17 protein-coding genes are annotated in these 16,061 nt (G+C 69.4%); 13 read left to right on the plus strand and 4 right to left on the minus strand.

Features of this window, described 5'->3' with window-relative positions:
• Positions 1 to 9 precede the first annotated feature (9 nt).
• From QTI68_RS38320 to QTI68_RS38380, 13 genes are all read left to right on the plus strand, one after another.
• Positions 10 to 1,713, plus strand: a complete 1,704-nt coding sequence (locus QTI68_RS38320; protein WP_286529533.1) for an AMP-binding protein — start codon at positions 10 to 12, stop codon at positions 1,711 to 1,713.
• Positions 1,710 to 3,320: a carboxyl transferase domain-containing protein gene (locus QTI68_RS38325; protein ID WP_286529535.1), complete on the plus strand. Its 1,611-nt coding sequence runs from the start codon at positions 1,710 to 1,712 to the stop codon at positions 3,318 to 3,320. The genes QTI68_RS38320 and QTI68_RS38325 overlap by 4 nt, the downstream gene beginning before the upstream one ends.
• A 5-nt stretch (positions 3,321 to 3,325) precedes the next feature.
• Complete coding sequence (locus tag QTI68_RS38330; RefSeq protein WP_286529537.1) at positions 3,326 to 3,838, plus strand: DinB family protein; 513 nt, start codon at positions 3,326 to 3,328, stop codon at positions 3,836 to 3,838.
• Entirely contained in the window at positions 3,835 to 4,629 is a 795-nt protein-coding gene (locus tag QTI68_RS38335; RefSeq protein ID WP_286529540.1) for an enoyl-CoA hydratase/isomerase family protein, read from the plus strand. The genes QTI68_RS38330 and QTI68_RS38335 overlap by 4 nt, the downstream gene beginning before the upstream one ends.
• Complete coding sequence (locus QTI68_RS38340) at positions 4,626 to 5,297, plus strand: DUF4126 domain-containing protein (RefSeq protein ID WP_286529541.1); 672 nt, start codon at positions 4,626 to 4,628, stop codon at positions 5,295 to 5,297. The genes QTI68_RS38335 and QTI68_RS38340 overlap by 4 nt, the downstream gene beginning before the upstream one ends.
• Entirely contained in the window at positions 5,290 to 7,284 is a 1,995-nt protein-coding gene (locus tag QTI68_RS38345) for an acetyl/propionyl/methylcrotonyl-CoA carboxylase subunit alpha (RefSeq protein ID WP_286529542.1), read from the plus strand. Before QTI68_RS38340 ends, QTI68_RS38345 begins: the two co-directional genes overlap by 8 nt.
• Before the next feature lie 24 nt (positions 7,285 to 7,308).
• Entirely contained in the window at positions 7,309 to 8,238 is a 930-nt protein-coding gene (locus QTI68_RS38350; protein ID WP_286529561.1) for a 2-hydroxyacid dehydrogenase, read from the plus strand.
• A 136-nt stretch (positions 8,239 to 8,374) separates the two neighbouring features.
• Complete coding sequence (locus QTI68_RS38355) at positions 8,375 to 9,295, plus strand: hydroxymethylglutaryl-CoA lyase (protein ID WP_286529543.1); 921 nt, start codon at positions 8,375 to 8,377, stop codon at positions 9,293 to 9,295.
• Between the two features lie 89 nt (positions 9,296 to 9,384).
• Complete coding sequence (locus tag QTI68_RS38360; protein WP_286529544.1) at positions 9,385 to 9,873, plus strand: YbaK/EbsC family protein; 489 nt, start codon at positions 9,385 to 9,387, stop codon at positions 9,871 to 9,873.
• A gap of 50 nt (positions 9,874 to 9,923) precedes the next feature.
• Positions 9,924 to 10,124 (plus strand): DUF1289 domain-containing protein, encoded by a 201-nt coding sequence (locus QTI68_RS38365; RefSeq protein WP_286529562.1) that lies wholly within the window; start codon positions 9,924 to 9,926, stop codon positions 10,122 to 10,124.
• Positions 10,121 to 10,765: a 2-hydroxychromene-2-carboxylate isomerase gene (locus QTI68_RS38370; protein ID WP_286529545.1), complete on the plus strand. Its 645-nt coding sequence runs from the start codon at positions 10,121 to 10,123 to the stop codon at positions 10,763 to 10,765. Before QTI68_RS38365 ends, QTI68_RS38370 begins: the two co-directional genes overlap by 4 nt.
• Positions 10,766 to 10,909: 144 nt before the next feature.
• Entirely contained in the window at positions 10,910 to 12,601 is a 1,692-nt protein-coding gene (locus QTI68_RS38375) for an MFS transporter (protein WP_286529546.1), read from the plus strand.
• A gap of 124 nt (positions 12,602 to 12,725) precedes the next feature.
• Positions 12,726 to 12,878: a hypothetical protein gene (locus QTI68_RS38380; protein ID WP_286529547.1), complete on the plus strand. Its 153-nt coding sequence runs from the start codon at positions 12,726 to 12,728 to the stop codon at positions 12,876 to 12,878.
• Between the two features lie 3 nt (positions 12,879 to 12,881).
• On the opposite strand, the gene QTI68_RS38385 is transcribed toward QTI68_RS38380, so the two are convergent.
• The 4 genes from QTI68_RS38385 to QTI68_RS38400 are packed head-to-tail and all read right to left on the minus strand — an operon-like array spanning position 12,882 to position 16,051.
• A complete protein-coding gene (locus tag QTI68_RS38385) occupies positions 12,882 to 13,784 on the minus strand; it encodes an acyltransferase domain-containing protein (RefSeq protein WP_286529548.1) in 903 nt (300 codons plus the stop codon).
• An 11-nt stretch (positions 13,785 to 13,795) separates the two neighbouring features.
• Positions 13,796 to 14,656: a triphosphoribosyl-dephospho-CoA synthase MdcB gene (gene mdcB, locus QTI68_RS38390; protein WP_286529549.1), complete on the minus strand. Its 861-nt coding sequence runs from the start codon at positions 14,654 to 14,656 to the stop codon at positions 13,796 to 13,798.
• Positions 14,653 to 15,339 (minus strand): malonate decarboxylase holo-[acyl-carrier-protein] synthase, encoded by a 687-nt coding sequence (gene mdcG / locus QTI68_RS38395; RefSeq protein ID WP_286529550.1) that lies wholly within the window; start codon positions 15,337 to 15,339, stop codon positions 14,653 to 14,655. The genes mdcB and mdcG overlap by 4 nt, the downstream gene beginning before the upstream one ends.
• Before the next feature lie 10 nt (positions 15,340 to 15,349).
• Positions 15,350 to 16,051 (minus strand): biotin-independent malonate decarboxylase subunit gamma, encoded by a 702-nt coding sequence (locus QTI68_RS38400; RefSeq protein WP_286529551.1) that lies wholly within the window; start codon positions 16,049 to 16,051, stop codon positions 15,350 to 15,352.
• Positions 16,052 to 16,061 lie beyond the last annotated feature (10 nt).

Consider the following 16,061-nt stretch of genomic DNA (forward strand, 5'->3'; position numbering starts at 1 on the left):
GGAGGCGCGATGAACCCGACGCTGAGCATGGCGCAGGGCGCCACCGACACACCGCTGATCGAACAGACCCTCGGCGACTTCTTCGACGACATGGCCGCGCGGCAGGGCGACCACGAAGCGCTGGTCAGCGTGCACGAGGGCAAGCGCTACAGCTACCGCGAACTCCAGCGCGAAGTCGACCGCCTCGCCAGCGCCCTGCTGGGCCTGGGGCTGGCGCCGGGCGACCGGGTCGGCATCTGGTCGCACAACAACGCGCCCTGGGTGCTGATGCAGCTGGCGACGGCCAAGGTCGGCATCGTGCTGGTCAACATCAACCCGGCCTACCGCACTTCGGAGCTCGAGTACGCGCTCAACAAGGTGGCGTGCAAGGCGCTGGTCACGATGAAGCGCTTCAAGACCAGCGACTACGTCGGCATGCTGCGCGAACTGGCGCCCGAGCTGGCTGGCGCGGCACCCGGTGCCTTGAAGTCTGCCCGCCTGCCGCACCTGCGCACCGTGGCCTGGATCGATGCCGCGGGCGACGAGGGCGAGCTGCCGGGGCTGCTGCGCTTCTCGGCGCTGCACGACAGCGGCCGGGCCGACGACCCGCAGGTCGCCGCGATCGCCAGGACGCTCAAGGCCGGCGATCCGATCAACATCCAGTTCACCAGCGGCACCACCGGCTTCCCCAAGGGCGCCACGCTGACCCACCGCAACATCCTCAACAACGGCTTCTTCATCGGCGAGTGCATGAAGCTGACGCCGGTCGACCGGCTGTGCATCCCCGTTCCGCTCTACCACTGCTTCGGCATGGTGCTGGGCAACCTGGCCTGCCTGACGCACGGCGCGACCATCGTCTATCCGAACGATGGCTTCGATCCGCTCACCGTGATGCAGACGGTGCAGGACGAGAAGTGCACCGGGCTGCACGGCGTGCCGACCATGTTCATCGCCGAACTCGACCATCCGCGCTTCAAGGAGTTCGACTTCAGCAGCCTGCGCACCGGCATCATGGCCGGCTCGCCATGCCCGACCGAGGTCATGAAGCGGGTGGTCGAGCAGATGAACCTGCGCGAGATCACGATCGCCTACGGCATGACCGAGACCAGCCCGGTGAGCTGCCAGAGCTCGACCGACACGCCGCTCGAGAAGCGGGTGTCGACCGTCGGCACGGTGCAGCCGCACCTCGAGATCAAGATCGTCGATCCGGTCGACGGCGCCATCGTGCCGCGCGGCAGCTCGGGCGAGTTCTGCACCCGCGGCTACTCGGTCATGCACGGCTACTGGGAAGACCCGGAGAAGACCCGCGAGGCGATCGACGCCGAGGGCTGGATGCACACCGGCGACCTCGCCACCATGGACGCCGAGGGCTACGTCAACATCGTCGGCCGCATCAAGGACCTGGTGATCCGCGGCGGCGAAAACATCTACCCGCGCGAGATCGAGGAATTCCTGTATCGCCATCCGAAGGTGCAGGACGTGCAGGTGGTCGGCCTGCCCGACAAGAAGTACGGCGAAGAGCTCTGCGCCTGGATCATCGCCAAGCCGGGCCAGAGCGTGACGGCCGACGAGGTGCGCGACTTCTGCAAGGGCCAGATCGCGCACTACAAGGTGCCCCGCTACATCGAGTTCGTGACCGAGTTTCCGATGACGGTCACGGGCAAGATCCAGAAGTTCAAGATTCGCGAAGCAATGAAGCACCAGCTCGGGCTGGACGAGGACAAGACTGCATGAAGCTCGAGACCCAACTCAACGCCCGCTCGGCGGAATTCCAGGCCAACGCGACCGCCATGCGCGCGCTGGTCGACGACCTGCACGTGCAGTTCGCCAAGGTCGAGGCCGGCGGCGGCGAGGCCGCGCGCAGCAAGCACACGGCGCGCGGCAAGCTGCTGCCGCGCGACCGCGTGGCCCAGCTGCTGGACCCGGGCACCCCGTTTCTCGAAGTGGCGCCGCTCGCCGCGCACGCGATGTACCACGGCGCGGCGCCCGGCGCGGGCCTGATCGCGGGCATCGGCCGGGTCAGCGGCGTCGACTGCATGATCGTCTGCAACGACGCCACCGTGAAAGGCGGCACCTACTACCCGGTCACGGTCAAGAAGCACCTGCGGGCGCAGGAGATCGCCGAGCAGAACCGGCTGCCCTGCATCTACCTGGTCGACTCCGGCGGCGCCAACCTGCCGAACCAGGACGAGGTCTTTCCCGACCGCGACCACTTCGGCCGCATCTTCTACAACCAGGCGCAGATGAGCGCCCAGGGCATCGCGCAGATCGCGGTCGTGATGGGCTCCTGCACCGCCGGCGGTGCCTACGTGCCGGCGATGAGCGACGAGAGCATCATCGTCAAGAACCAGGGCACCATCTTCCTGGGCGGCCCGCCGCTCGTGAAGGCGGCCACCGGCGAAGTCGTCACTGCAGAAGACCTGGGCGGCGGCGACGTCCACACGCGGCTGTCGGGCGTGGCCGACCACCTGGCGCAGAACGACCTCCATGCGCTCGCGCTGGCGCGCTCGGCAGTGGCCAACCTGAACGCTCGCAAGGCGGCTGCCGAGGCGGCGCCGGCGGCTGCGATTCGCGCACCGGCCTTCCCGGTCGAAGAGCTTTATGGCGTCATCCCCACCGACACCCGCAAGCCCTTCGACGTGCGCGAGATCATCGCCCGCATCGTCGACGGCAGCGAGTTCCACGAATTCAAGTCGCGCTTCGGCAGCACGCTGGTCTGCGGCTTCGCCGAGATCGAGGGCATGCCGGTCGGCATCGTCGCCAACAACGGCATTCTCTTCAGCGAGTCGGCGCAGAAGGGCGCCCACTTCATCGAGCTGTGCTGCCAGCGCAAGACGCCGCTGGTGTTCCTGCAGAACATCACGGGCTTCATGGTCGGGCGCAAGTACGAGAACGAGGGCATCGCGCGCCACGGCGCCAAGATGGTGACGGCCGTGGCCACTGCCAACGTGCCCAAGTTCACGATCATCATCGGCGGCAGCTTCGGCGCCGGCAACTACGGCATGTGCGGCCGCGCCTATTCGCCGCGCTTCCTCTGGATGTGGCCGAACGCGCGCATCAGCGTGATGGGCGGCGAGCAGGCCGCGAGCGTGCTGGCCACGGTCAAGCGCGACGGCATCGAGGCCAAGGGCGGGCAGTGGAGCGCCGACGAAGAAGAAGCCTTCAAGTCGCCGATCCGCCAGCAGTACGAGGTGCAGGGCCATCCCTACTACGCCACCGCGCGGCTGTGGGACGACGGCATCATCGACCCGGCCGACACGCGGCGCGTGCTGGCGCTGGGCCTGGCGGCGTCGCGCAATGCGCCGATCCCCGAGCCGAAGTTCGGCATCTTCCGCATGTGAGCGCCATGACGCTCGCGAACTACTTCGCCAGCCTCGCGCGCTACCACGTGTGGGCGACCGAGCGGCTGATCGGGGCGAACCTGGCGGGCCTGTCCGATGCGGACTGGCACCGCGAATGCGGTCTCTACTTTCGCTCGGTGCACCGCACCGTCAACCATCTTCTGGTGACCGACGACATCTGGTTCGCTCGTTTCGCCGAAGGCCGGTCGCTGCGGCTGCCGCTGGACACCGAGATGCATGCGGACCGCGGCGAGGCCTGCCATGCGCTGGGTCAGGCCGTGCAGCGATGGAGCCCCTGGCTGGCGGAGCAGGCGCCCGAGCGTTTCGACGGCGATCTCGCCTACACCCGCAACAACGGCGACGCGGTGCGCATTCCATTCGCACCGGCGCTCGGCCATGTCTTCAACCACGCGACGCATCATCGCGGCCAGCTCAGCGCCGCGCTGACCGCCATGGCCCGGCCCGGCCCCGAGCTCGACTGGGTCTATCTGCTGCAACAGGAAGCGAAATCCTCATGAGCACGTCCTTCACCAAGCTGAAGCTGTCGATCGACGGCGCGGTCGCGCGCATCTGGCTCGACCAGCCCGAGGCGCGCAATGCCTTCGACGACATCGTGATCGCCGAGCTGACGCAGGCCTTCACCGAGGCCGGTGCCGCGCCGCAGGTCAGGGCGATCGTGCTCGGCGCCAACGGCCCGGCCTTCTGCGCCGGCGCCAACCTCAACTGGATGCGGCGCATGGCCGACTACACGCGCGACGAGAACATCGCCGACGCCGGCAAGCTGGCCGAGATGCTGCGCACCATAGCCGACTGTCCCAAGCCCACCATCGCGCGCGTGCAGGGCGACGTCTATGCCGGCGGCATGGGCCTGGTCGCCGCCTGCGACATCGCGGTCAGCGTCGACAGCGCCTGGTACTGCCTGAGCGAGGTCAAGATCGGCCTGGTGCCGGCGACCATCAGCCCCTACGTGCTGCGCGCGATGGGCACGCGGGCGGCGCAGCGCTGGTTCCTCACGGCCGAGCGCTTCGCGGCCGCCGAGGCACACCGCATCGGCCTGGTGCACGAGGTGGTGGCCGCCGACGCGCTCGATGCCAAGGTGGCCGAGCTTGTGAAGGCGCTGACCGGTGCCAGCCCGGCCGCGGTGCGGGCCTGCAAGACGCTGATCGCCGATGTCGCCGGCCGGGAGATCGACGATGCGCTGATCGCGAAGACGGTCGAGGGCATCGCCGACATCCGCGCCAGCGACGAGGGGCGCGAGGGCGTGCAGTCGTTCCTGCAGAAGCGCAAGCCTTCCTGGTTGAATCCATGAACTCGCTCGACATGCCGCAACTGCTCGCGCTGGCCGCTGCGCTGGGGTGGGCCAGCGGCGTGCGCCTGTACCTGGTGGTGTTGCTGACCGGCTTGGCCGGCTATCTGGGCTGGATTCCCTTGCCGAGCGGCCTGCAGCTTCTGGCGCACCCGGTGGTGCTGGCGGCCAGCGGCTTCATGGTCTTCGTCGAGTTCTTCGCCGACAAGATCCCGGGCCTCGATTCGATCTGGGACATGGTTCATACGGCGATCCGCATTCCGGCTGGGGCAGCGCTGGCGGCGGGCGTCTTCGGTGCCGACCATGCCGCGATGGCGCTGGTGGCGGCCCTGCTTGGCGGCGGCTTCGCGGCCACCGCGCATGCGGCCAAGGCCACCACGCGGGCCGCGATCAACACCTCGCCCGAGCCCTTCACCAACGTGGGCGCCTCGCTGGTCGAGGACACCGCGGTGCCGGTCGGCCTGTGGCTGGCGGTGGCGCATCCGCTGGTGTTCGGGCTGCTGTTCATCGCCGTGCTGGTGCTCAGCGTCTGGCTGATCCGCAAGAGCTGGCGCTTCCTCAAGTCCTTGTTCGGCCGTGTGGCGCGGATCTTCAGCGGCCGGTCCGATCCCGGCGTGGTGCCCGCCTTCCAGTTCAAGAAAAATCCTCCTGGAGACTCATCGAATGTTTAAGAAGATCCTGATCGCCAACCGTGGCGAGATCGCTTGCCGAGTGGCCTCGACGGCGCGCCGCATGGCCATCCGGACGGTGGCGGTGTACTCCGACGCCGACGCCCACGCCAACCACGTGCGCGCCTGCGACGAGTCGGTGTACCTGGGCGGCAGCGCGCCCAAGGACAGCTACCTGCGCTGGGAGAAGATCCTCGAGGCCGCCAAGGCCACGGGTGCCGAGGCGGTGCACCCGGGCTACGGCTTCCTGAGCGAGAACGAGGAGTTCGCGCAGGCCTGCGCCGATGCCGGCCTGGTCTTCATCGGCCCGCCGCCGTCGGCGATCAAGGCCATGGGCCTCAAGGCGGAATCGAAGCAGCTCATGGAGAAGGCCCGTGTGCCGCTGGTGCCGGGCTACCACGGCAGCGACCAGGACCCGGCACTGCTGCAGCGCGAGGCCGACCGCATCGGCTACCCGGTGCTGATCAAGGCCAGCGCGGGCGGCGGCGGCAAGGGCATGCGGGTGGTCGAGAAGGCCGGCGACTTTGCTGGCGCGCTGGCCTCGTGCCAGCGCGAGGCGATCAACAGCTTCGGCGACGACGCGGTGCTGATCGAGAAGTACGTGCAGCGGCCGCGCCACATCGAGATCCAGGTCTTCGGCGACACGCAAGGCAACTACGTCTACCTGTTCGAGCGCGACTGTTCGGTGCAGCGGCGCCACCAGAAGGTGCTCGAGGAAGCGCCCGCGCCCGGCATGACCGAGGCGATGCGCAAGCAGATGGGCGAGGCGGCGGTGGCGGCGGCGCGGGCCGTGAACTACGTCGGCGCAGGCACGGTGGAATTCATCGTCGAGCAGCGCGGCGATGCAGAGATGAATTTCTTTTTCATGGAGATGAACACCCGGCTGCAGGTGGAGCATCCGGTGACCGAGGCGATCACGGGGCTCGACCTCGTCGAGTGGCAGCTGCGCGTGGCTTCGGGCGAAGCATTGCCGTTGAAGCAGGAGCAGCTGCAGATCCACGGCCACGCGATCGAGGCGCGCATCTGCGCCGAGAACCCCGACAACAATTTCCTGCCCGCCACCGGCACCTTGCGGGTCTATCGCAAGCCGCAGGCCACGGCCTTCCAGCGCAGCCGCGTGCGCATCGACGACGGCGTGCGTGAAGGCGGCGTGATCTCGCCCTTCTACGATTCGATGATCGCCAAGCTGATCGTGCACGGCGCCACGCGCGAGGAAGCGCTGGCGCGGCTCGACCTGGCGCTGGCGCAGACGCACATCGTCGGCGTGTCGACCAACGTGCAGTTCCTGCGCGGCATCCTGCGCACCGATTCGTTCGCCAATGCCCGACTCGACACCGCGCTGATCGAGCGCGAGCGTGCGGTGCTGTTCGACCAGGAGCCGCTGGGCCTGCCGCTGGCGGCCGCGGCGTCGATCGCGCGCACGCTGCTGGCCGAAGCGGCGAGTGCCAATGGCGATCCGTTCAGCCGGCGCGATGGCTGGCAGTCGCACGGCGTGGCGACGCGGCCCTTCGAATTCGAGTTCCGCGGCGAGCCGAAGAGCGCCACGCTGCGCTACCTGCACGATGGCGCGCTGTGGCTGCAGGTCGGCGACGTGGCCGGCCCGTTGCTGATCGGCAGCTTTCCCTCGGGCGAGCTCGAGCTGCAGTTCGGCGGCCAGCGCCATACCCTCAACGTCTACCAGGACGAGGACACGGCCTATGTCTTCGGCGCCGAGGGCGCGACCCGGATCCTCGCCATCGACCGGCTCGCGCATGCGGGCGAGACCCATGCCGAAGGCGGCCGGCTGACTGCGCCGATGCCCGGCAAGGTCGTGTCCTTCGCGGTCAAGGCCGGTGACAAGGTCAGCCGCGGCCAGCCGCTGGCCGTGATGGAGGCGATGAAGATGGAGCACACGATCGCGGCGCCGGCGGATGGCACTGTCGAGGAGCTGCTGTACGTGCCGGGGGATCAGGTGGCCGAGGGGGCCGAGTTGCTGCGCATCGCGGTTTAAGCTCCGGCGATGACTTCCTCCCCGATCCGAATCACCGTCTGCCTGACCGACAACCGCCCCGATCCCTGGATCGAGGGCCTCCGCGCCGCCCTGCCTGAAGCCGTGGTGGAGAACTGGACCCCCGGCGCCGCACCCGCCGACCATGCCGTGGTCTGGGCGCCGCCGCAGCAATTCCTCGACGAGCAGCCGGCACTGCGCGGGCTGTTCAACATCGGCGCCGGTGTCGATGCGCTGCTCAAGCTCAAGGTGGCGCCGCAGACCCAGGTGGTCCGGCTCGACGATGCCGGCATGTCGGTGCAGATGGCCGAGTACGTCTGCCATGCGCTGATCCGGCATTTCCGCGAGTTCGACGCCTACGAGGCCGAAGCGCGAGCCGGCCGCTGGAGCTATCGCAAGCCGCGCGAGCGCAAGGATTTCGCGGTCGGCGTGATGGGGCTCGGCGTGCTCGGCGAGCGCGTGGCCAAGGCCGTGGCGCAGTTCGAGTTTCCGGTCAACGGCTGGAGCCGCTCGCCGAAGCAGATCCATGGGGTCGGCTGCTTCGCCGGCGAATCCGGGTTCGACGACTTCCTCGGCGCCAGCCGCGTGCTCGTGAACCTGCTGCCCCTGACCCCGGAGACGCGCGGCATCCTGAACCGCGACACGCTGTCGAAGTTGAACAGCGGCCGCCCCGGCGGCTACCTGATCAACGTGGCGCGCGGCGCCCATCTGGTCGACGACGACCTGATCCGGCTGCTCGACAGCGGCCAGCTCGCGGGCGCCATGCTCGACGTCTTCAACGTCGAGCCGCTGCCGGCGAGGCATCCGTTCTGGTCGCACCCGAAGATCACGGTGACCCCGCACGGCTCGGCGCGGACCGAGCGCGACACCTCGATCAGGCAGATCGCTGGGAAGATCCGGGCGATGGAGCGGGGGGAGGCGGTGGCGGGGGTGGTGGACGCGGGGCGGGGGTATTGAACATTGCTCGGCCAGCAGATGATCCACGCCTGTCCACGGAGAAGGCCATAGCCTACCCAAATCCCACCGAGCGCCATGCCGATCCGGATGCGGAGAAAATGGCTGCTGCACCTTCCTCACCGACCACGAGCGCCCCATGAACCTCCCTTCCAAAGTCAAGATCGTCGACGTCGGCCCGCGCGACGGCCTCCAGAACGAGAAGCAACCGGTGTCGGCCGAGATCAAGATCGGTCTGGTGCACCGCCTGCAGGACGCCGGCCTCAAGGAGATCGAGGTCACCAGCTTCGTCTCGCCCAAATGGGTGCCGCAGATGGCCGACAACGCCGAGGTGATGCACGGCATCCGTCGCAAGCCCGGCGTGCGCTATTCGGTGCTGACGCCCAACATGAAGGGCTTCGAGGCCGCGATCGCCGCGCCGCGCGAAGAATGGCCCGACGAGATCGTGGTCTTCGGCGCCGCCAGCGAGGCCTTCAGCCAGCGCAACATCAATTGCTCGATCGCCGAGAGCATCGAGCGCTTCCGGCCCGTGGTGGCGGCGGCGCGCGAGCACGGCATCTACGTGCGCGGCGCGATGTCCTGCACCGTGGGCTGTCCCTACGAAGGCGAGATCGCGCCCTCGCGCGTCGACATGCTGGCCGGCCTCATGAAGGAGATCGGCGTGCAGCACGTGGGCGTGGCCGACACCATCGGCGTCGGCACGCCGCTGAAGGTGCAGCGCGCCATCGAGGCCACGCGGAAGCACTACGGCGTCGACGACATCTCGGGCCACTACCACGACACCTACGGCCAGGCGCTGGGCAACACATTGGCCAGCCTCGAGATGGGCGTCTGGCAGTACGACACCTCGTCCGCCGGGCTCGGCGGCTGTCCCTATGCCAAGGGCGCGACCGGCAACGTCGCGACCGAGGACGTGGTCTACATGCTGCACGGCATGGGCATCGAGACCGGCATCGACCTCGACAAGCTGATCGACGCCGGCGTCTACATCAGCGAGGCGCTCGGGCGCGAGCCGAACTCGCGGGCCTCCAAGGCGATCCGCACCAAGCGGGCCAACTGACATGAAATGCCCCCACGCTCATCGCTTCGCGTATCGCTGCCCCCCGAGGGGGCGCTCAGTGCCCTTCGGGCGGCCGGGCGGGCACTGACATGTGCGGTGCCGAGCTGACTTCATTGCCGGAGGGCGTGCAGCGCGTCGCCCGTCTCCTTCAGGACAAGGGCCACGCGCACGCGCCGCAGATGCTCGACGACGCCGCGCGCACCGCGCAGCAGGCGGCCGATGCCCTGGGCATCGAGGTGGCGCAGATCGCCAAGAGCATCGTCTTTCGCCGCAAGTCGGACGACGCCGCGGTGCTGGTCGTGACCTCGGGCGACAAGCGGGTCGACGAGAAGAAGGTCGAGGCGCTGGTCGGCAAGCTGGGCCGCGCCGATGCCGAGTTCGTCAAGTCGAAGACCGGTTTCTCGATCGGCGGTGTCTCGCCGTTCGCACATGCCGTGGCGCCGGTAATGCTGATCGACCGCGAGCTGTTCCGCTTCGAGGAGATCTGGGCCGCGGCCGGCCATCCGCATGCGGTGGTTCGGCTGCATCCGCGCGAACTCGAAGGCCTGACCGGCGCGCCGGTCGCGGACGTGGTGTGAGCGTCGCTTCGTTGTCGACCCTGCCGGCGCGCGCCGCGGCCGCGCGCGCCATGGCCAGCGACCTGCCGTCGCCCTGCATCTCGATCTGCCGGATGGTGCCGGCCACGGGCTTTTGCGAAGGCTGCCTGCGCACCATCGCCGAGATCGCGGCCTGGAGCCGGATGGACGACGCCGGCAAGCGCAGCGTCTGGCGCGCGATCGAGCTGCGTGCCGAAGCCGGCTTCGGCGTCGCCGCCGGAGACACGCCATGAAGCACCTCACCTGCCACCTGGATTTCATCTCGCCCTATGGCTACCTGGCCTTCGAGCACCTGCCGCAGGCGCTCGAAGGCCTGAGCTACAGCGTGGTGTATCGGCCGGTGCTGCTCGGCGCGCTGCTCAAGCACCACGGCCAGCTCGGCCCGGCCGAGATCCCGGCCAAGCGCAGCTGGACCTACCGCCATGTGCTGTGGCTCGGCCATGCCCACGGCATCCCGATCCAGATGCCCGCCACCCATCCCTACAACCCCTTGCCGCACCTGCGGCTGGCGCTGGCGACCAGCGCCGACGGCGACATCAGCCGCTACGTGGCCGAGACCCTGTTCCGCGAAGTCTGGCGCAGCGGCGGCGAGCCCGGCGACCCGGCGCGCCTGGCGGCGCTGTCGGCCACCTTGCGGCCGCAGCGCGACCCCGGCGGCGAAGCGGTCAAGGCCGAGCTCAAGGCCAACACCGACGCGGCGATCGCGCGCGGCGTCTTCGGGGTGCCGGCCTTCGAGGTCGACGACCGGCTGTTCTGGGGCTTCGACGGCCTGGCGATGCTGCGCGCCTACCTGCACGGCGAGCCCTGGTTCGACGGCCCCGATTGGGACGCCGCCGACCAGCGTCCTTCCATGCTGCTGCGCAGCAAATCGTAGTTTTTCCATGATCTGAAACGCCTGGCGCGGGTTGCACCTTAAACCGTCAGCCGACGTTCAGTTTCGCGACAGCCTCGGGTCAGTCGCCCCTCCAAGAATGCGATACGTCCCACGCCGTGGGCGGAAATTTCTACAGGAGACGACATGTCAGCCACACTAGATTCACGAGGAGCGTCGCACGCGCCCCGGCCCATGACCCAGGAGGAGAAGAAGGTTATCTTCGCCTCGTCGCTGGGGACCGTGTTCGAGTGGTACGACTTCTACCTCTACGGGTCGCTCGCGCCCGTGATCGCGCGCCAGTTCTTCAGCGGCCTCGATGCCGGCGCCGCCTTCATCTTCGCGCTGCTGGCCTTTGCGGCCGGTTTCCTGGTGCGCCCGTTCGGCGCCATCGTGTTCGGCCGCCTCGGCGACATGATCGGCCGCAAGTACACCTTCCTGGTCACGATCCTGATCATGGGCCTGTCGACCTTCATCGTCGGCCTGCTGCCCAGCTACGCGACCATCGGCGTCGCGGCGCCGGTGATCCTGATCGCGCTGCGGATGCTGCAGGGCCTGGCGCTCGGCGGCGAGTACGGCGGTGCCGCCACCTACGTGGCCGAGCATTCGCCGCACGGCAAGCGCGGCGCCTACACCTCGTGGATCCAGACCACCGCCACGCTCGGCCTGTTCCTGAGCCTGCTGGTGATCCTGGGCGTGCGTGAAGGCGTGGGCGAGGCCGCCTTCGCCGAATGGGCCTGGCGCGTTCCGTTCCTGGTCTCGATCCTGCTGCTCGGCATCTCGGTGTGGATCCGGCTGTCGCTGTCGGAGTCGCCGGCCTTCCAGAAGATGAAGGCCGAGGGCAAGACCTCGAAGGCGCCGCTGTCCGAGTCCTTCGGCGAGTGGAAGAACCTCAAGATCGTGATCCTGGCGCTGATCGGCCTGACCGCCGGCCAGGCCGTGGTCTGGTATTCGGGGCAGTTCTACGCGCTCTTCTTCCTGACGCAGCAGCTCAAGGTCGACGCCACGACGGCCAACCTGATGATCGCGGCCGCCCTCCTGATCGGCACGCCCTTCTTCGTCGTCTTCGGCACCCTGTCCGACAAGATCGGCCGCAAGCCGATCATCATGGCCGGCTGCCTGCTGGCCGTGGTGACCTACTTCCCGGTCTTCAAGATGCTGACCGAGAACGCCAACCCGGCGCTGGCCCGCGCCCAGGCGACGGCCGGCGTGGTCGTGACGGCCGATCCCCGCTCCTGCTCGTTCCAGGGCAATCCGGTGGCGCGCGAGATCGACTTCAGCAGCTCCTGCGACATCGCCAAGCGCTACCTGGTGCAGAACTCGGTGAGCTACGAGCGCGCCGACGGCCCGGCCGGTTCGCCGGCGGTCGTCAAGATCGGCGAGGTGGCGATCACGGCGCCGGTGGGCAACGTGGTCAACCACAAGTTCGACGAGGCCTCGGCCAAGGAGATCGCGGCCTTCAAGAAGGCCGTCGCCGAGCAGCTCAAGACGGCGGGCTATCCGACCAAGGCCGACCCGGCCCAGATCAACAAGGTCATGACCGTGGCGCTGCTGTTCTGGCTGGTGCTGCTGGTGACGATGGTCTACGGCCCGATCGCCGCCATGCTGGTCGAGATGTTCCCGACCCGCATCCGCTACACCTCGATGAGCCTGCCCTATCACATCGGCAACGGCTGGTTCGGCGGCCTGCTGCCGACCACCGCCTTCGCGATCGTGGCCAGCACCGGCAACATGTACAACGGTCTCTGGTATCCGATCGTGATCGCCGCGGTGACGCTGGTGGTCGGCACGATCTTCATCCGCGAGACCAAGGACGTCGACATCTACGCCAACGACTGAGCGTCCCGACGGCACGAGGGCCTGGGCCCTCGGTTCGACAAAGAGGCTTCGCGCCGGTCCGGCGCGAGGCCTTTTTCTTGGCTTGATCAGTTGAGGACAGAGCAAGGTTTCAGGAGACTCAATCATGTGGAAGATCATCGTCGGCTTCGTCATCTTCGCGGCCATCGTGCTGTACGTGCTCACCAAGGCGGGCGGCAGCGTCGACATGTCGGGCGAGAAGCACGGTGGCGACGCGACCCATGCGCCGGCGCCGGCCGCGGCCGGCGAATCGAAGTAGCGATCAGTCGGCGTGCCGCCCGATCCAGTCGACGATGCCGCCGGCGCTGCGGAACTCGTCCGCGGAGCGCGCCGGGATGCCCGGGTGCCGCTGGTTCCACATCCGCGCCAGGGCCTGGCCGGGGCCGATCTCGAGCACGCAGCGCACCCGCCGCGCCGCGATGCCCTCCATGCACTCGTCCCAACGCACCGTGTGGTCGAGCTGGCGGGCCAGGGCGGACCGGGCCTGGGCAGCGTCGCGCACGCGGCCCGCGACATTGCTGAGCAGCGGGATTCGCGGCGATGCGAAGGGCTGCGTCGCCAGCCGCGCTTCGAAGGCCCGCGCGGCTTCGGCCATCCACGGCGTGTGCGAGGCGACGCCGACCGGGAGCGCCGTGACGTGGCCGCCCTGGCGCAATGCCGCATCGGCAGCCGGCGCGAGCGATGACCTGGGGCCGCCGAGCACCACGCTGACAGGGTCGTTTCGAATGGCGATCAGCAGCCCGAAATCGCTGCAGAGCCGGGCCATCGCTTCGTCCGCGAGTCCGCTGACCGCGAGCAGCCCGGCGGGGCATCGCTCGGCATCGCGGTCCATCAGCGCGGCACGGTGCTGCACCAGTTCGATCGCATCGCCCGGCGCGCAGACGCCGGCCGCCGCGAAGGCCGCGACCTCGCCGACGCTGTAGCCGGCGACGACCGCGGGTTCGGGCAGCCGGGGCGCGAGCTGTGTCCACGCGGCCAGCCCGAGTCCGGTCAGGAGCAGCTGCGCATGCGCGTTGCGGCTGGCCCAATCGCGGTCCTGCAGGTGCTGGCGCCAGTCCGTGCCCAGCACCCGCGCCACGCCCGACAGCAGTTCGTCTTCGGCCAGCCAGGAAAGCATCGCGGGATGCTGCATGCCCTGGCCCGAAAAGATCAGCGCGAAGCTCATGGCTCAGCCGGTCAGATGTCTTCGCAGACGCGCCGCATCCAGCAGGCCGCGGCGAGCGTGTCGGCCGCGCCGCCGGGCGACAGGCGGCGGGCGACGAAGTCGCGGTGCAGGGCCCGGGCGGCGGCGAAGCCGTGGTCGCCGCCTGCGCCACCTTGCGCGAGATAGCCGCGCGCCGCCTGTTGCGCGTGGCGCAGTCCGGCCATGCCACCGCGGTGCGCGAGGTTGCTGTCGTCGAGCGTGGCCATGGTGGCGAACAGGGCGTCGATGCGGGCCCGCTGCGCGCCCAGGCCGCGCCGCAGCGCAGAGGCGAGGGCAGGCACGGCCGTTTCGAACAGCACCGGGAAAGCGAGTGCCGCTTCTTCGGATGCGCTGCGCAGTCCATGCCGGCGCGCGGCCATGCCGCCGGGCAAGGCGGAGACGCGCCGGGTGCGGGCGGCCAGCGCATCGCCCCAATGGCGGCGCAATGCCTGGCGAAGCGCCGGCGGGTCGAGCGGCGCGCCGTCGCGGAGCAGGGCGCCTGCCGCGGCGCACAGCAGGCCGAGCGTGAAGATGGCGCCGCGGTGCGTGTTGATGCCGCCGGTGGCCGCCAGCATCCGCGTTTCGGCGGCGATGCCGCAGCGCTCCAGCGCTTCGAACGGCGCATGGGCCTCGCCGAGGGCGCAGATCTGCACGAAGTAGTGGCGCAATGCGAACAGGCTGCGCATGAAGGTGTGGGCATCCATGTCCGAGTGGCTGCCGCTGTCGACGAAGGACACCAGGCCCGGCTTGGGCGCCAGCGCGAGCTCGTCGTGCAGCGCCAGCGTGGCGGCGCGTCCGATGTCGGCCGCGCTCAGGCACGCCGCGCGTCGAGCCGGCAGACGGGCGGCGTTCATGCCGCCATCTCCAGCACCGGCGCATGGCGGCGCAGGAACGATGCATCCGCCATCGCCGCGCCCTCCAGCCGCTTCACGAGCAGGCGACGGGCCCGGCCTGCGCGCCAGGCGCTCCACTCGCGCCAGGCCACGGCCGTGCCGTCCTCGAACACCAGCTCGCCATCCAGCCGCGGCTGGCGGGGCGCGAAGCATTCGAGATGGCGAACGACCGTGTCCGCGTGTTCGGCATCGTCGACGGCGATCCACAGGTCGATGTCGGAGCTCTCGCGCAGGTAGGCGAGGCCGGTCAGCAGCTGCCAGCCGTAGCCGCCGTAGACGCGCGCCGGCGCGCGGCAGGCTGCGAGCGACTGGCCGAGCGCGCGCATCGCGGCGCGGGGTCCGCGCTGCAGCAGGCCCAGCACATCGGTGGCGCGCGGGAACTCGTCGAACCAGGCGAGCGCGCTGCGCGGCGCCTGGATCGCCAGGCGCCGCCGGTCCCATTGCAGCGGCGCCGGGAGGCCCAGCGCGATCGGGGCCTGCGCCGGGTCGGCGTGCGGCGGCTGCCGGGTCACGACCAGCGGCAGCCGGTGCGCGGCCCAGTGGTCGACGCAGGCCTGCGCCTGGGCGTCCCAGGCCTGCGCGCGGACGACGGCCCAGCCCGCGTCCGTCAGGCAAGCCAGCCGATGGCGTCGCAGCGGCATCATGGTGCGATCCTCAGGCGGCATCCAGCACGCGCTGCGCGACCGCCGCGGCGAGCTTGCGGCCGCCGCGCTCGGCGCCGTCGATCGCGCGCTGGTCTTCGCGGGGCGAATGCGCCAGCGCCTCGCGCAGGGCCGCCGCGAGATCGCCCCGCCACAGCGAGCGCACGCCGCCCATCGCGACGTAGTTCGATACCCCGGGCGCGAACACCGGGTTGGATTGCGACAGCGCGGTCAGCATGTCCTCGGGCAGCTTGGTCACGCGCGCCATCGCGGGGATGCGCATGACGCGGATCTCGGCTTCGGGCAGCGCATGGCAGGCATCCGCGATCAGGCCCGAGGTGATGAAGCCGCCCGACAGCGCCTGGTCGTACACCAGGCCGATCACGCGATGGCCGCGTCGCCGGGCGAGATCGATGCTGGCACCGAGATGGGCCATCGCGCGGTTGATGCCGAGCAGTTCGTCGCGCCGCCGCAACTGCTGGCCCTGCGTGTCGACCAGCAGCAGGATCGGCCGCTCCGGGTGCTGCGCGAGGGTGTCGAGCACCACCCGCGCCTGGGCCAGGGCCAGCCTGACGCCGATCGGCGCGTGGTTCGTGGTGCCGATCACCGTGATCGGCTGGCCGTCGAAGTACGCCGTGCCTTGCAGGAAGTCGCCGTCGGCGACGATGCCATGGTCGGCGCCGAAGAGCCGGGTGGCAAGAAGGTTCCAGTCCATCGATTCGCTC

Origin of the sequence: Variovorax sp. J31P207, from assembly GCF_030316965.1 — a bacterium.
GTDB classification, from domain to species: domain Bacteria; phylum Pseudomonadota; class Gammaproteobacteria; order Burkholderiales; family Burkholderiaceae_C; genus Variovorax; species Variovorax ginsengisoli_B.

Coding starts and splice junctions, on each gene's coding strand:
- QTI68_RS38320 (WP_286529533.1), top strand. CDS start 10: ATGAACCCGACGCTGAGCATGGCGCAGGGCGCCACCGACACACCGCTG.
- QTI68_RS38365 (WP_286529562.1), top strand. CDS start 9,924: ATGGCCAGCGACCTGCCGTCGCCCTGCATCTCGATCTGCCGGATGGTG.
- QTI68_RS38330 (WP_286529537.1), top strand. CDS start 3,326: ATGACGCTCGCGAACTACTTCGCCAGCCTCGCGCGCTACCACGTGTGG.
- mdcB (WP_286529549.1), bottom strand. CDS start 14,656: ATGAACGCCGCCCGTCTGCCGGCTCGACGCGCGGCGTGCCTGAGCGCG.
- QTI68_RS38340 (WP_286529541.1), top strand. CDS start 4,626: ATGAACTCGCTCGACATGCCGCAACTGCTCGCGCTGGCCGCTGCGCTG.
- QTI68_RS38375 (WP_286529546.1), top strand. CDS start 10,910: ATGTCAGCCACACTAGATTCACGAGGAGCGTCGCACGCGCCCCGGCCC.
- QTI68_RS38325 (WP_286529535.1), top strand. CDS start 1,710: ATGAAGCTCGAGACCCAACTCAACGCCCGCTCGGCGGAATTCCAGGCC.
- QTI68_RS38360 (WP_286529544.1), top strand. CDS start 9,385: ATGTGCGGTGCCGAGCTGACTTCATTGCCGGAGGGCGTGCAGCGCGTC.
- QTI68_RS38385 (WP_286529548.1), bottom strand. CDS start 13,784: ATGAGCTTCGCGCTGATCTTTTCGGGCCAGGGCATGCAGCATCCCGCG.
- mdcG (WP_286529550.1), bottom strand. CDS start 15,339: ATGATGCCGCTGCGACGCCATCGGCTGGCTTGCCTGACGGACGCGGGC.
- QTI68_RS38370 (WP_286529545.1), top strand. CDS start 10,121: ATGAAGCACCTCACCTGCCACCTGGATTTCATCTCGCCCTATGGCTAC.
- QTI68_RS38335 (WP_286529540.1), top strand. CDS start 3,835: ATGAGCACGTCCTTCACCAAGCTGAAGCTGTCGATCGACGGCGCGGTC.
- QTI68_RS38400 (WP_286529551.1), bottom strand. CDS start 16,051: ATGGACTGGAACCTTCTTGCCACCCGGCTCTTCGGCGCCGACCATGGC.
- QTI68_RS38345 (WP_286529542.1), top strand. CDS start 5,290: ATGTTTAAGAAGATCCTGATCGCCAACCGTGGCGAGATCGCTTGCCGA.
- QTI68_RS38380 (WP_286529547.1), top strand. CDS start 12,726: ATGTGGAAGATCATCGTCGGCTTCGTCATCTTCGCGGCCATCGTGCTG.
- QTI68_RS38355 (WP_286529543.1), top strand. CDS start 8,375: ATGAACCTCCCTTCCAAAGTCAAGATCGTCGACGTCGGCCCGCGCGAC.